Below are 14,746 nucleotides of genomic sequence, written 5' to 3'. Positions count from 1 at the left end.
AACCGAAATTACATTCGCTTGGGCGCCGACACCCCCAACACTGCCAAACCATTGGCCAGCACCCTGGCCACGGCCACCAGCAGCGCCAGCCGCGCGGTCTTTAGAGCAACGTCGTCCACCAACACGCGCTCGGCGTTGTAGAAGGTGTGGAAAGCGCCAGCCAGTTCGCGCAGGTAAAAGGCGATGTGGTGCGGAGCCAACTCTTCGGCTGACTTGGCCAACACATCGCCGTAACTGGCCAGCGTGCGCAACAAAGCCTGCTCTGCAGGGGCTTGCAGCAGGGTGAGTGGAGCCTTGGGCAGTTCGGCAAGGGGGACCCCGGCTTGGTCAAGAATGGAATGAATGCGCGCGTGCGCGTACTGCACGTAGTAGACCGGGTTTTCGTCCGACTGGGCCAGGGCGAGGTCCACATCGAACACGAATTCGGTGTCGGCTTTGCGGCTCACCAAGAAAAAGCGCACAGCGTCGCGGCCCTTGGTGAGGGCCTCGGGCTGCTCGAGCATGGGCCGGGACTCATCCACGCCACCCGACCAGCAAATGAGGTCGCGCACGGTGACGTAACTGCCTGCCCGTTTGGAGATTTTGACTTCTTGCCCGCCCTTCATGACGGTGACCATTTTGTGGAGCACGTAGTCGGGATAACCTTGAGGAATGCCCACATTGCAGGCCTGAAGGCCAGCGCGCACGCGGGCAATGGTGCCATGGTGGTCGGTGCCCTGAATGTTGATGACCTTGCCAAATCCACGCTTGAATTTTTCGATGTGGTAGGCCACGTCAGGCACAAAGTAGGTGTACCCCCCCTCTGACTTACGCATCACGCGGTCTTTGTCGTCACCATAGTCAGTCGACCGCAGCCACAAGGCACCACCTTCCTCAAAGGTTTTGCCCGATTGGACCATCTTTTGGACCGCGGCTTCCACCTTGCCCTCGGTGTATAGGGAGCTTTCAAGGTAAAACTGGTCGAACCTCACGCCAAAGGCCTTTAAATCAAGATCTTGCTCGGCGCGCAGGTAGGCCACGGCAAACGCGCGGATGGACTCCATGTCCTCGATGTTGCCGCTGCCTTGCACAGGCTCACCATCGGCCGCTTGCACTTGCTTGCGAGCCAGGTAATCGCTGGCAATGTCTGCAATGTAATCACCGTTGTAGGCGTTGGCGGGCCAGTCGGGATCGCCGGGCTTTAAGCCCATGGCGCGCGCTTGCACCGAGATGGCCAAGGTTTGAATTTGCACACCGGCGTCGTTGTAGTAAAACTCACGGTGCACCCGCCAGCCCTGGGTTTTCATGACCTCGGCCATGGCGTCGCCCAAGGCGGCCTGCCGACCATGGCCCACATGCAAAGGGCCAGTGGGGTTGGCCGAGACAAATTCGATGAGCACGGTTTGGCCAGCGTGGGCGTTGGAGCGGCCAAATGCGTCGCCCTGCGCCAGAACCTGACCCACCACCGCCACTCGAGCCGCTTGGCTTAAGCGGATGTTAATAAAACCCGGCCCGGCAATGTCGATGGCCTGCACCAAACCCGCACAATCGGGGTTGGCCTGCACATGCGCGGCAAGTTGCTGTGCCAATTCGCGGGGGTTGCGGCGCGCGGGCTTGGCCAGTTGCATGGCCAGGTTGCAAGCAACATCGCCGTGGTTGGGGTCTTTGGGCTTTTCTAGCGTGACCACGCCCTCGAAGGCTTGGCCCAAGGCGGCGGAGGCGGCCGCTTCGAATGCGGCAAGCAGGGTTTGTTTTTGGCTAGGGAGCATGGCAGGTTTGAAGCAAGAATAGGATGAGTCGCCGGCACATGCTGCAAAGCGCTTGGCCGAGACACCAAACCGCTATTGTAACCGAAGCAGCGACCGAACCGATGCAGGGCTGACCGCCTGCCAGCGGTGAACCGGGCAGGCGACATGACGGCACCCTGAGGGGCGCCAACAAAGGGAAGGGCTTAGTCGGGCAAGGTGAAGCTGAGCACCACCTCGAGCAAGCCCAAGCGTGGGTTGTAAATGCGCGCGATGTCGACCTCGCAAGACAAGTTGGCGGCATTGCGCACTTTGACGGTAAAGCGAGCATTGTTGCTGCCAGCGCGGTTGAGCAGTGAAATTAAACGCAACCGGGCAAAGGGGCTTAAGAAGCATTGCGCCAGCCATTGCGCGCTGATGCGCGCTTTACTTTGTGTGCCGGGCAGCAAACCCTGGATGACATCGTTCATGTAGACCAACTCGAAATTGCCCTCTTCCATCGGGTTGTGGCGCAACAGCACATACCCTTTGGTGGAAGACGACAAGGCTTTTTTGGTCAACTCCAGGTTGAGCAGGTTGGTTTTGTGTTCGGTGTGGTCATTGATGAGCACAAAATATTTGCCGTAGCCACGGGCCAAACGCACTTGAATGTGCTTGCGGGCATTGGCCAGGTAAAGCTCCAAGGGCTTGGACAGGCCCTGCATGGTGAGGCTGGCTTTGGCGCGATGCAGTTCTACCTCGTTGAGTTGCGGGAACACCTGGCGTATGGATTGCCCCAGGCGCAAGTGATCGGCCTGGGCCATGAGGAGGTCTCTGGCGTTGCGGTTGAAAAACACGAGACTGTCGTGTTCGTCAAATTCAAGCACACCATCGCAGAGGCCTTGAACGATGAGGTCGTAGGTGAAGTGGCTGCTTTCGGCATTGAGCTGTGCACGGCGCGACTCGGTGATGTCGGACACAAAACCACTGAACCCTTTGAGATCACCACCCCGGTTGTGCAGGGGCGAAGTTTGCAGGTTGTACCAGTTGGTTTGCCCCGCGCATTCGGTTTTCCATTCCAGGTTTTGGGTTTTTTCACCACGGAGCAACTGAGCCACCAGTGCGCGCAGGCTGAGGCCAGAAAAAGTTTCCAAACCAACAATAAGGTCGTCTAGCGTGGGCGAGCGGCGGTTTAAACGCAGCAACTGCCGCAGGGGGCGCGACACGTGCAGGGCCTGCGTGCTGGCCTCGTACACCCATCCAGCTGTGGCGGTTTGGGTTTTGACATGCTCTTGGTGGTAGATGTCTTCCAGGTTGACCACAGGTGCCATGGTCGGGTTTTCCAGGCAATAGCGCACCAAGAAGCCACTGTGCCCATCCAGGTTGGATTCGCTGACATAGCTCATGTCCACCAGGTAAGTATCAAAGCGCCCCTGGCCCATGTTGAGGTCGAGTGTGAGCGTACAGGCGGGGCTGCCAGCGCGCAGTTGGCGCATCACGTGCAACACATCGGCAATGTGCGCTGGGTGAACCATGTCCAGGAAGCGACCCGCACCATAGGCATCGCCTTCAACGCACAGACCTTTGTCCAATGCCACGGATAGGTCGAAGCCCACATAAATTTGGCCCTGGGTGTGGGAACGCGGCTTTGGCGTGGCACCCTCCTCGGCCTGCTCAACCACCCTGGGGGATTGCCCCACACGCAGGTCGCGTCCTTGAATGCGCCCCACCTTGACCGGGTGGCTATCAAGCTGCTCCAGGCTAACACGCTCGGTGATTTGCAAGACCCCCCCATCGACCAAACCCAGTTGGTAGTGGAACGGCTCACCATCGGCCCGGCTGCGGGCGGCGTACACCAATTCGCGGTCACAATCGAGCACCTGGCGGGTAAACCAGTCTTTACTGATCCGGGTTCGACCGTCCAACCCGATGCGCCGGGCAAAATCGGGCTCCAGTACAACGGTGTTGTCACGAAGATCGCGGGTCCACACGGTTTTGAATTCGACCGACTCGGACACGGGCTCCCAGTCGTCAGCACTTGGGGCCGGAAATGCCAAGACCTGGCCTTCTGCGCCTTTTAAAATGAGGGCCTCAGCCAGCGAGGCGAACTCCCTAGCAATGTTGACATCCACATGGCTCCACTGGCGCGGCGTGTTGTCAATGACACAAAAGCTACCCACGCGGTGACCCGAGCGTGTTTTGATGGGCACACCGAGATAGGAACGCAACTGCGGCCCTTCGACCACCAAAGGATTGGAATTAAAACGCGGGTCTTGCAAGGCGTTGTTGACCGCCAGAGGGTGGTCGCGCTCAATGGTGATGGAACAAAAAGAGATATCGCGTGGCACCTCTTTAACCGGCGAGCCCACACTGGATTTGAACCACAAGCGCTCTTTGTCCACCATGGACACCGCGCAAATGGCTGAATTAAAAAGACTGCGCCCAAGGTTGACCAGGGCGTCCAGTTCGATTTGCGGGGGCGTATCTAGAACACCCAGTTTGTACAGCTCGGCCAGGCGCTCTGTTTCTTGAAGATCGCAGGACTCGTAGCATTGGTTCATGGATTACCCAGTTTAAGTACGCTTTAGGGCGCTTGTATTCAGGCCACTTAAGCGTGCCTGCTTCTCTGTCCATTCAAGTATCTAATACGTGAATTTTTTGCGCTACAGCGTTAACCAATAAAGGGGGTTGATTTAACCATTGTTCTAAAACCTGGTGCCTTTTGCACCAACCCCCTGTGGCGAAACACGCACAGCAGCTTTACCCCAACGCCACGGACAAAGCGTCTTTTAATTGCGCCCGGGTAAAGGGTTTGGTCAAGGTGGCTTTAACCCCCATGAGCCTTGCTGATTCCAAGTTGAAGGCCGGGCTAATGGAGCGCCGCCCCCCCGACATGGCGATCACGGGCATGTTGGATTTGGCCTTGACCAAGGCCATGATGGTTTCGATGCCATCCATATTGGGCATGAGGATGTCGGTGATCACCAAATCCACCGATTTGCCCTGCAATTTGGCCAGGCCCTCTTGACCGTCACCGGCCACGTCCACGCTGTGACCCTCGCGCTGAAGCATCTCCAACAGCATGTCGCGGTACAGCTCATCGTCTTCAATTAGCAGAATATTGCTCATACTCTGAGCTCCTTTTTTCTAGCAGTGGAACAACTGGCCGCAAGGTGGGCAGTTGAATAAAAAAAGTGGTGCCCTGGCCAGGGCTACTGCGCACTTCGATGAGTCCACCCAGGTGGGACACAATGCCATGCACCACCGACAAGCCCAAGCCCGAGCCGCTGCCCGGTGGCTTGGTGGTAAAAAACGGGTTAAAAATTTGCGAAATGACGTTTTGTGGCATGCCACTGCCAGTGTCTTGCACCAACAGCAACACCTGATGCTGGGGTGAATCGATGTGTTCCAACGGCGGCTGCCCTTCAACAGCTTGCAAAACAAGACGCACGCGACCCGCGCCCTCGATGGCGTCTTTGGCGTTCAAGGCCAGATTCATGATGAGCTGCCCCAAAGCACCGGGATCGCCTTGCACCCAAGGCGGTTCAATGTGCTCCTCCACCTGTAAGCGAATTTGAGCAGGCATGGAAGATCGGATCAGCCTGGCGCACTCGTGCACCTGCTCGGCCAGGTTGACAGGCAGAGCCTGAACTGGTTGCTGGCGGGCAAAGGTGAGCATTTGTTCCACCAGGGCGCCGGCGCGTTGGCAGCCTTTCAAAATGGGCTGGGTGTGGCGGGCCAGGCTGGGGCATTCGGGCAGGTGGTCCTCGATCAACTCGGCGTGACCTTGAATACTGCCCACAATGTTGTTGAAATCGTGCGCAATGCCAGAGGCCAGCGTGGCCACCGCCTGCAAGCGGCTGGTGCGTTCGTAACGGGCGCGCATCAGCTGGTTGACGTGGTCTTCGGTTTGTTTGCGAAAGGCCAAGCCGTAGGCCATGGACAACTCTAGCAAAGGTGCGGTGATGCGCTCGGCCACTTCAGCAAAAGGCAAATTGGAAGAAGACTGGGCAAGAGACACCACGGCCTCGTGATGTATGCCCATGAGTTCATCAGGTGGCACTTGTTTTTCAACCAAAGTGCGGCCCAATTCAAAGGCCTCGGCCAGGTCGGCTTCGGTGCTTTGTTGCCCCACACCCAGCACAAAACGTTGGAGCAATTCGCTGTATCGCAGGGCCTCGTCACGCATGGGCAGGCTCCGGCAGCGTGCTGCCGTGCCGATACACCAACACGGCGACATCATCATTGTGCTTGCCAAACGCAGACACCAGTGAATGCACTGAGCGTTGCATTTCAGCCGGGGTGGCTTGTGGATTTAAAAACTCACGAATATTCGCCAGTTCATCCATGCCATCAGAAAACAAAACCACCAAATCCCCGTCGTGGAGGCGAATGGTTTCGGGTGTGAGCGTTTGATAACCCGCCCCCACTATGCCACGCGAGGCGGCCACGCTGAGGTCGCGTTGCTGTTGACGCAACACCCGAATGCGCACATTGCCGACTGAGGCCAACTCGACTGTGCTTTGTGCATGGTCAAGCAGGCCCAAGGCCATGGCTGCGCCGCGAGAGCCTTCGAGGGTTTTGTCGCACAGCGAAAACAAATCGCTGCAGTTGGCGAGGGTTTTATTGGCCTGAAGAGAGCCGACCTGCTTGCCCAAGGTGTGCATGGCCAGCGCCGCCGCGTCTTGCGCCTGCGGACCGTGGCCAAGCCCATCGGCCAAGGCCAACAACATGCCACCCGGGAAATGCCAGTGGGCGACTTGGTCACCGCAGGCAGATTCCCCCATACAAGGGCGGCTGGTGTGAGAAACGCTTATTTCCATTTTTGAGCAGTGATCACGGTGCCCCCTTCCGGCCGGGGCTGTATTTCCAGGTTGTCCATGAGGCGCTTGACGCCGGGCAAACCACACCCCAGCCCCCCAGCCGTGCTAAACCCCTCTGAAAGCGCAAGTTCTACGTTGGCAATGCCCGGCCCGTCGTCGCGGGTTTGAAGGGTGATGCCCGGAGGGAATTCGCTGCAGTACACCCCGAATTCACCGTTTTTTGCATGCACAAACAAATTGGACGCCAACTCGGCGGCCGCGGTAGAGATATACCCCACCTCGGTGCGGTTAAAGCCCAATTGCTCGGCCGCATGGCGGGCAATGCGTATGGCTGCGGCGATGTCGGACTCAAGATGCACGTCGGTGCTTTGGTAAAAACTGAGCACACTCATTTGGGCCTCACCAACTCCACCTGCACGCGGGTGTGCCCCGGGCGCGACTCGATTTCGAACACGTCCATCAGGCGCTTGGTGCCCGGCAGGCCCGCCCCCAAACCACCGCCCGTGCTGTAACCGTCTTCGGTGGCGCGGGTAATGTCGGGAATCCCGGGGCCGTGGTCTTCAACCACGACACGGATGCGGCGATGGCGGTCGCAGGAGTGGTCTGTGATTTGGCACACACCACCCCCGGCGTAATTCAAAGCGTTGCGGCTTAACTCCGATACGGCAGTGGCCAGGCGTGTTTGATCGGCCAGGTTAAACCCGGCCTGTGCAGCCAGTGTGCGGGCCGCGCCTCGGGCTCGCACAATGTCGGCTGTTTCTGAAATGGCCACCGATTCAAAGCTCATGGATTTAATCCTCTTGATCTGATGACCACTGCTGCGCGTCTCCGCGCCGAGCGATTCGGGCATTCAGAATTTTTAAGCCCTGTTCCAGGTTGAATGCGCAATCCACACCGATGAGGTCTTTGCCAAGCTCGACCAGGGTCATGGCCACAAAGGGCTTGACCCCGCAGATGGTGACTTCGGCCCCCAGCAGTTTGGCCATGCTGGAGGTGTCGTTGATGATGCGCGCGAGGTATGAATCGACAATGTCCAATGAGGTGATGTCGATGAGCACGCCCATGGCTTCGGTCTCTGAAATTTGCTTGACCAGATCAGACTGAAAGCGCATGGCGTCCAGATCGGACAGATCGATTTGCACTGACGCCAGCAGCACATTGCCTAGTCGGAGTATGGGTATATTCATTGGGTATTCGTCGTGTTGGGTTGAATTTTGAGCACGCGCCGGTTGATCATGGCAAATGCTTCGGCCACGCCCGCACGAAGGGTTGCACGGCTGGTCACCCCCTCGAATGAAATGCCCAGTTTGGTGAGGGTTTGCGCGCCTTCGGGGCTGATGCCGGTAATAACAATGCGAGAACCCAGCAATTGGGCCGCATCCACAGCTTTCATGATGTGGCGGGCCACACCCGTGTCAAACACGGGCACGCCAGTGACATCAATGATGGTGACCACGGCCTCGTAGCGGCTGATGGCCTCCAGCAGGCGCTCAGTCACTTGCCTTGCGCGAAAGGTGTCGACCACACCCACCAGCGGCAACAGCAGGATTTGGTCCCACATGCGCACGACGGGGCTGGACAGTTCTTGCAAAGACAGGCTTTGCTGGGCGATCACTTTTTCGCGGGTTTCAACGTAACTTTCGAAGTTGGCAAGCGAGAGGTGGTCCAACACATCTTGCAGGGCAATCAGCATGGTGGCGCGTGGGCTGGAATCCATGCCACTGGCGGAATTCAAGGCGTTGGTGCAAATGTTTTTCAAGAAGAACACCAATTGCGCGGTGTCGGTGGGCTTGAAGCCCTGCTTGGCCCGGCTGATGCTGATTTGTCGAATGGTCTCGATGGTGCGTGCGCGAATCACATCGAACTCTGGCGTGCCATGCTCCGCATTGAATTGCTCAATGACCTCGCCGAGCAGCTTGTCGACTTGAGCGCGCAGCTCGGCTTCGTTCAACGAACCGGGGTAGTTTTTGGACCACAAGCCAAGCAGGCTGCTGACCCACTCGTTGAGAATATTGTCGCGCTGGGCCACCAGAAGTGATGCGATGGAAGCGGATACAGGTGTGCTCATGGTTGCTCCATGTTATTCAATTAAAAAAGCTCAACCCTGGACAAACCACCCTCGGCTTGTTCGGATGAGTTGTCAATGGGTGAATGCTGTACTTCGTGGGCGCGGTAGGCTTCGCACACGGCCACCAGTTCGGCTTCGATGGCCTGCATTTGCGAAGGCTCCAGTGCGTGCAAATCACTCAGGCGAGAGAACACCAGCCCACGATGCGCAATGGCCTCCAGGGCACGCTCGAGCCGCTGCCGAAGCACATCCTGGAACTGAATGTCGCCCAACATGCAAGAAATTTGGTTGGCCAAGTCGCCGTTGTGTTTGCTGACCACGGCAAACAGGGTTTTGTAATACTGGCGCATGTCTTCGTGGCTGTTTTGCAGCTTGGCGATGGACTGCACCATGCCCTCGGCCTCGTGGGATTGTGTTTTGGCGTTGTTGACAAACGCAGCCAGGCTTTGGGAGATGGTTTTGTTCAGCTCTTTTAAGCCACTGTCGATGTTGCCTGCCAGTGTGCGAGTGCCCAAGGACAGCTTGCGCACCTCGTCGGCCACGATGGCAAAGCCCCGACCCACTTCACCAGCCCGTGCGGCTTCGATGCTGGCGTTGATGGCCAGAATGTCGGTGCGTTTGCTGATCGCATTGATGTCTTCGATGAGGCCCAAAAGACCACTGACCTTTTCGTTGGCCTGTTGGATTAGGCCCATGTCTTTTTGAACGCGCTCGGGCAGGCGCTGCACAAACTCGCCGATGTTGCCGATGAGGTCGAGGCTCAGGCCTATTTCGTGCTCCATGTCGCCTGCGTGGGTGGTGGAATGCTGAAGGTAATCCACCACGGCGTGCGCATCCTTGTTGAGGGAGTTCACTCGCTCAATGAGGCTCATGGCAGCCAACTCGGTGTCTTGAACAACGCGATTGATTTGAACCCCCATTTGTTGATCCAAATCGTCGCTCAAAGCCATGGTTTTGACCATGGGGTTTTCCACAAGTGTGGGCATGGCGCCAGAAACTGGCTCTTGCCGGGCGTGCAAGGACGACTCACGCTTGGCAATCTGGGCCATTCGTTGTGAAGCGCTGTGGTAAGCCAGCAGAGCAAGCCCGCCACCCAACAACACCCACACCGACACCAGCCAAGCGGAAGACTGCAAGCCCAACCAGCCAAACGCCAACCCCAGACAGAATGCATTGACCACCAACACCAGGCTGGCGACCACCACCGGGCGCCGCAGCAGTGCGGGCCAAGGCTTGAATGTGGGTTGCAGTAGGGTTGGATTGGCAGCCATGATTACGCCCCGGGCAAGACTTGCTTGATCACTTTGATGAGGTCTGGACCACTGATGGGCTTGACCAACCAGCCAGTGGCGCCAAATTTTTTGGCCTCGTCGCGTTTGCTTTGCTGGCTCTCGGTGGTGAGCGCCAGAATCGGCATGAAGCGGCCGCCGGGCAATGCCCGGGTTTGTTGAATCAACTCCAGGCCGTTCATATTGGGCATGTTGATGTCGGTGATCATCAGGTCCATCTTGCCTGCAGTTTTGAGCTTGTTCAGCGCCTGCACACCGTCCTGGGCTGTTTCAACGTTGTAGCCATTCATTTCCAGATTGGTTTTGACGCTCATCAACATGGTGGCCGAATCGTCCACAACCATGATTCGTTTGGTCATGACATTTCTCCTTGGGGGGTTAACAGGGCCGCTTGCAGCCAACGATTGAAATTGGGGTCTTCTGGTGCGTGCAGCACGGGTATTTCGAGTGCCATCATCACTTGCAGCACGGCGGCGTGCACATGGGTGCATGCACGCAAATCCAGTTGAGGGTTTTCAGTCACCAAAGCCCAACCCAATAACTGCTCGGCGTCTTCGACGGTGGCGGTGTCTTGCACGGTGGCAAGGTTTTCATTGAAGGTGAGGCTCATTGGATCAGCTCCCTGGGGTTGAGTACCATCAAGACTGATCCGTCTCCCAGCAAGGCAGAACCAGAATACACGCCCAGGCTGGCCAGAATGCCGGTCATGGGCTTGAGAATGATGTCGATGGTTTCTTGAAAATCATCGACCAACACACCCACATGCTCACCATCGTGACGCAGAACCAGCACTGCATGTTCGCCTTCGTCATTGAGCTGCGGTTGCGTATTTAAAGCCAGCAATTCGTTGAGCGATAACAGGGGAATCACCTGCCCCCGCAGCACGGTGGTGCGGGCTTGTTTGATGCCGTGGATTTCTGCCTTGGGCAGGCGGACGGTTTCGACCACACAATCCATGGGCACACCAAACAATTGCCCACTGCTTTGTATAAGCATAACGTTGGTCACTGCCATTGAAAGCGGAAGAGAGAGCCGTAATTGCGTGCCTTTCCCCACTTGACTTTGAAGGCTAACGGTTCCGTTGACCTTTTCGATGGCATTGCGCACCACATCCATGCCCACGCCCCGACCGGAGAGATCAGAGATGGTCTCGGAGGTAGAAAACCCGGCCGCAAAGATCAGATTGACAGCCTCTTGATCGCTGATACGCTCCAGCGTGGCTTCATCAATGAGGCCTTTTTCATAGGCCTTGGTTTTGATGATGGTGGGGTCGATGCCTTTGCCATCGTCAGTGATGTCGATGATGACGCGGTCGGACTCTTGGCTGGCGCGAATGCGCAAGGTGCCCGTGGCCGACTTGCCTGCCTTGATGCGCTGCTCGGGCAACTCCAAACCGTGGTCCAGGCTGTTGCGCACAATGTGGATGAGCGGATCACCCAAAGCCTCGACAATGTTTTTGTCGATCTCGGTCTCTTCGCCTTCAATGATGAGCTCAACCTCTTTGTGCAGCTTCTTGGAGATGTCGCGCACCAGGCGCGGAAAACGCTGCAGCACAAAAGACACGGGCATCATGCGCACTTGCATGATGGCGTCTTGCATTTCTTCGGCGATGCGGTTGATCACGGCGTACTGGGCCTTGATTTCGCGCGCCATTTCGCGACTGCCATAATGGTTTTCAGCGCGCGAGGCCAAGTAGGGCAAGCTGTTTTTTGCCACCACGATTTCGCCGATCAGCCCCATGAGGCGATCCACCTTCACTTGATCTACCTTGAGGGTTTTAACGGCACCGGCCGGCTCGTCTGACTTGCGAGAGGCCGCAGCACTGGGCGCTGACGCAGCCCCTTGAGCCGGTGTGGCTTGATGGGCGGAACCTGAGGCAGCGGGATTGGGGGCTGCGCCCTGGCCAGGAGCCGCGCTGGGCTCTTGCTGCTGGGCTGGGGGCTCGCTGGCCAAGCCAACCACGCCCGCGCGCACATCCAGGCACCAGCCTTTGAGCGGGCCAGGTGTGCTGCTCTGCAGCGACTCGGCCAAGGCCAGTTCAAGCGCTGGCAGTGCGTCACTGAGCTCTTCCACCACACAGCAGGAGCGAAGCGTGTTGGCCACCGCCTCCAGGCGACCAGCGGCCCAACTGGGTTTGTCATCCAGCGAGAGCACGCCAATTTGGGCGTCCAGAATACGGCACAGGTGTTCGGCATTGACACTGGAAACCCGACTGGCCTGGGCAGCGCTGGGGATGTCCAGCAACATGGCCGGGGTCAAGGCCTGGATGGTGATTTGCTCTGGCACGTAACGGAACAAGGCCGCCAGCTCGTCCAAGGGGGCGTTGCTGACCGCCATGAAGCGCAGGTTGCTGGTGTAGGGGTCGAGTTCTTGGGGTGAAGACCAGGGTTGTAAGGCTTCGATGCCGCACCATTGCACGCGCGGCACCTGCCGAAACTGGAAAAACGGGTCTTCGCCTTTAAAAAAGCAGGAAGGCTCCGGTTCGTATTGCAACCAAATGTGGGGCTGCTCGGGTGAGTGTTCTTGCGCCCATTGCTGACGAAGGGCCACAGGCACATCGGCCAGACCACGCGGGGTGGCAGCCGCGGCAAGCCCCGCCTGCGCGTCGGCTTGTGCATCGCTGGCGTCGCCCTGCTCGGCCAACATGGCACGCAAGGCTTTCACCAATTCGGCGGCTTGTGCTACGTGGGCGCCTGACAACTGACCATGCTGCTCAATTTCGTCGTTGAGCAAGGTCACAAAGTCGACCATGTTCAGCAGCTCGTCGGCCAAATCGTCTGAATACTGCACTTGACCGTTTCTAACGGCATCCATGAGGTCTTCGCCGGCGTGCAAGACGCGCGTCATTTCGGGGAAGTCGAAGAGCCCGCTGTTGCCTTTCAAGGTATGAACCAACCGGAACAATTCATTGAGCAGGTCGGTGCTGCCGGGCTCTCGCTCAAGTGCCAGCAACTTTTCACCGATGGATTGCAGACAATCCCGGTTTTCTGCCAGGAATTGCTCTAAAAGCGGATTCATGGGGTCTTCCTTCCCAGCAACATGGCCACATAACCCAACAGTGCTTGTGGCTTGGCTGGCTTGCAAAGGTAAAGGTTGGCTCCAGCCTGGTAGGCCATGGTTTGGTCGTGCGCTTCAGACTCGGTGGACACCATGATGGCGGGCGCCTGGTGCACTTGCATGCCGCGCAATTGGCGTACAAAACTGTAACCGTCCATCTTGGGCATGTTCACATCGACCAGGTACAGGTCGTAGGGTGATTGAAGCACTTTCTCGATGGCCTCCAGGCCGTTCATGGCTTCATCCACGGTGTAACCTGCGCTCTCCAGAGTGCCGCGGTGGTATTGACGCACAGTGGCCGCGTCATCGATGACGAGAATTCGGCTCATACGGCCTCCAATGATTTTTGATAAACGATGGTTTCAGGAAATTTTCTGGCCTGGAACAGGGATGAAATTCGGCTCATGGATTCTGAGTGTCCAAGGCACACAAACCCACCCGGCACAAGGGCGTCGTACATGGCTTCGGCGGCTTTGCGGCGCGAAAGATCGTCGAAGTAGATCAGCAAGTTGCGGCAAAACACCACATCAAAGTTGCGGTAGTGCCGGACATCAGCGGGATCCACCAAGTTCACGCGTGTGAATTCAACCGCGCCGCGCAGATCGTCGCAAATTTGGTACTGATCACCCACTTTGCGAAAATATTTTTCGAGCATGTAAGGTGGGACATGCTGCACAGAGCGAGCTGTGTACAAACCCCGACGGGCCTGGTCAAGAATTTTGGTGTCGATGTCGGATGAAATAATTTCGACATCGTACTTGTTGATGTGCGGCCATGTTTCCAGCAGGTGCATTGCAATGGTGTAGGCCTCTTCACCCGAAGACGATGGCACAGACCAAATGCGAATGGGACTGTCGTCTTGCTTGCGCTGCACCACCTCTTTCAACATGGAGCGCACCAGGCAGGTGAACTGGTAGTCTTCCCGAAAAAAGTAGGTTTCGTTCACGGTCATCACGTTGACCAAGGCCTGCAATTCCTGGCCGGTGCCATCAAAGCGCAGCAACATGAAGTAGCTGCGGAAAGTGTCCGACTGGGTGGCTTCCATGCGTTCCAGAATGCGCTTGTCGACAAAGTAGCGCTTGGAGTCGTCAAACTGGATACCCGTTTTTCTATAGAAGAACTCCTGGAATTTCCGGAAGTCTTCAATGCTCAGATGTGCTTCGGTTTCCAACATGGTTCACCCTTGAGTCACGCGTTTCAGGGCAAGCTGCCCTGCAAATTGCAGGTACGGCTCGTCGGGGAATCGGGTTAGCGCCGCCTGAATGTGCGGGGCACAGTTGGTGCTGCCCATTTCGGCAAGAACGTCTAGCGCAGCGCCGCACACATTGGGGTTGTGGTCGCTGTGCAGCAGGCGGCATAGCCAGCGCTCGGTGTCGGGGTGCGGCAAGGTGTGCAGAATATTCACGGTGAATATGCGCACATCGGCGTCTGCATCGGCCAGTAGACTGTCGATGTGCGGACCGATTTCATTGGGCAGGTTCTTGATCGCCTCTATGGCTTCGTTGCGCAGGTTGGCATCCTCGGTGCGCAGGCAGGCAATGAGTGTGTCCAAGGTCACTTTGTCACGCTGGGCAACCATGGCGGTGATGATCACTTCGCGCACAGAGGCATCGCTTTCTTTCCAAAGGCGTGCTGACAAAGCTTTGCTGGCCCCCGACACTTTGGCCAATTGAATGGCAGCGTGGCGCCGCTCACTGGCTTGTGGGTGATCGAGTTGAGCCAGCCATGTGGCAACGGACTCTTCTTCCGTGTTGCTCTGAACCGCGCTGATGTTGCTTTTTACAAAGGGCATGAAGCCACCTCGCT

16 protein-coding genes are annotated in these 14,746 nt (G+C 57.4%); all 16 read right to left on the bottom strand.

Annotation, left to right across the window (positions count from 1 at the left end; genetic code table 11):
* Positions 1-8: 8 nt before the first annotated feature.
* A complete protein-coding gene (gene argS / locus ACEQU8_RS04600) occupies positions 9-1,748 on the bottom strand; it encodes an arginine--tRNA ligase (RefSeq protein WP_370261835.1) in 1,740 nt (579 codons plus the stop codon).
* 182 nt (positions 1,749-1,930) lie between these two features.
* On the bottom strand, positions 1,931-4,264 hold the full coding sequence (locus ACEQU8_RS04595) for a GAF domain-containing protein (protein ID WP_370261833.1): 2,334 nt from the start codon (positions 4,262-4,264) through the stop codon (positions 1,931-1,933).
* A gap of 199 nt (positions 4,265-4,463) precedes the next feature.
* Positions 4,464-4,832, bottom strand: coding sequence for a response regulator (locus ACEQU8_RS04590; protein ID WP_370261831.1), 369 nt, complete (start codon positions 4,830-4,832; stop codon positions 4,464-4,466).
* Positions 4,810-5,892 (bottom strand): sensor histidine kinase, encoded by a 1,083-nt coding sequence (locus tag ACEQU8_RS04585; RefSeq protein WP_370261830.1) that lies wholly within the window; start codon positions 5,890-5,892, stop codon positions 4,810-4,812. Before ACEQU8_RS04585 ends, ACEQU8_RS04590 begins: the two co-directional genes overlap by 23 nt.
* Entirely contained in the window at positions 5,885-6,490 is a 606-nt protein-coding gene (locus ACEQU8_RS04580) for a SpoIIE family protein phosphatase (RefSeq protein ID WP_370261828.1), read from the bottom strand. The genes ACEQU8_RS04585 and ACEQU8_RS04580 overlap by 8 nt, the downstream gene beginning before the upstream one ends.
* A 26-nt stretch (positions 6,491-6,516) precedes the next feature.
* Positions 6,517-6,918, bottom strand: coding sequence for an ATP-binding protein (locus tag ACEQU8_RS04575; RefSeq protein WP_370261826.1), 402 nt, complete (start codon positions 6,916-6,918; stop codon positions 6,517-6,519).
* On the bottom strand, positions 6,915-7,313 hold the full coding sequence (locus ACEQU8_RS04570) for an ATP-binding protein (protein WP_370261824.1): 399 nt from the start codon (positions 7,311-7,313) through the stop codon (positions 6,915-6,917). Before ACEQU8_RS04570 ends, ACEQU8_RS04575 begins: the two co-directional genes overlap by 4 nt.
* A gap of 4 nt (positions 7,314-7,317) precedes the next feature.
* Complete coding sequence (locus ACEQU8_RS04565) at positions 7,318-7,713, bottom strand: STAS domain-containing protein (RefSeq protein WP_370261822.1); 396 nt, start codon at positions 7,711-7,713, stop codon at positions 7,318-7,320.
* Entirely contained in the window at positions 7,710-8,594 is an 885-nt protein-coding gene (locus tag ACEQU8_RS04560) for an STAS domain-containing protein (protein ID WP_370261821.1), read from the bottom strand. Before ACEQU8_RS04560 ends, ACEQU8_RS04565 begins: the two co-directional genes overlap by 4 nt.
* 20 nt (positions 8,595-8,614) lie before the next feature.
* Positions 8,615-9,865, bottom strand: a complete 1,251-nt coding sequence (locus tag ACEQU8_RS04555) for a methyl-accepting chemotaxis protein (protein WP_370261820.1) — start codon at positions 9,863-9,865, stop codon at positions 8,615-8,617.
* Between the two features lie 2 nt (positions 9,866-9,867).
* Complete coding sequence (locus tag ACEQU8_RS04550; protein WP_370261818.1) at positions 9,868-10,242, bottom strand: response regulator; 375 nt, start codon at positions 10,240-10,242, stop codon at positions 9,868-9,870.
* The gene (locus ACEQU8_RS04545; RefSeq protein ID WP_370261816.1) at positions 10,239-10,493 is read right to left on the bottom strand and encodes a hypothetical protein; all 255 of its coding nucleotides are present in this window, start codon (positions 10,491-10,493) and stop codon (positions 10,239-10,241) included. The genes ACEQU8_RS04550 and ACEQU8_RS04545 overlap by 4 nt, the downstream gene beginning before the upstream one ends.
* Positions 10,490-12,901, bottom strand: coding sequence for a chemotaxis protein CheW (locus ACEQU8_RS04540; protein ID WP_370261814.1), 2,412 nt, complete (start codon positions 12,899-12,901; stop codon positions 10,490-10,492). Before ACEQU8_RS04540 ends, ACEQU8_RS04545 begins: the two co-directional genes overlap by 4 nt.
* The gene (locus ACEQU8_RS04535) at positions 12,898-13,269 is read right to left on the bottom strand and encodes a response regulator transcription factor (protein WP_370261812.1); all 372 of its coding nucleotides are present in this window, start codon (positions 13,267-13,269) and stop codon (positions 12,898-12,900) included. The genes ACEQU8_RS04540 and ACEQU8_RS04535 overlap by 4 nt, the downstream gene beginning before the upstream one ends.
* Complete coding sequence (locus tag ACEQU8_RS04530) at positions 13,266-14,114, bottom strand: protein-glutamate O-methyltransferase CheR (RefSeq protein WP_370261811.1); 849 nt, start codon at positions 14,112-14,114, stop codon at positions 13,266-13,268. The genes ACEQU8_RS04535 and ACEQU8_RS04530 overlap by 4 nt, the downstream gene beginning before the upstream one ends.
* Positions 14,115-14,117: 3 nt before the next feature.
* Positions 14,118-14,732 (bottom strand): HEAT repeat domain-containing protein, encoded by a 615-nt coding sequence (locus ACEQU8_RS04525; protein ID WP_370261809.1) that lies wholly within the window; start codon positions 14,730-14,732, stop codon positions 14,118-14,120.
* Positions 14,733-14,746: the final 14 nt, after the last annotated feature.

This window comes from Limnobacter sp. (assembly GCF_964228395.1).
Taxonomy (GTDB): Bacteria; Pseudomonadota; Gammaproteobacteria; order Burkholderiales; family Burkholderiaceae_B; genus Limnobacter.
Note: the sequence above shows the minus strand (reverse complement) of the source record. Positions and strands in the feature narration are given on the sequence as shown.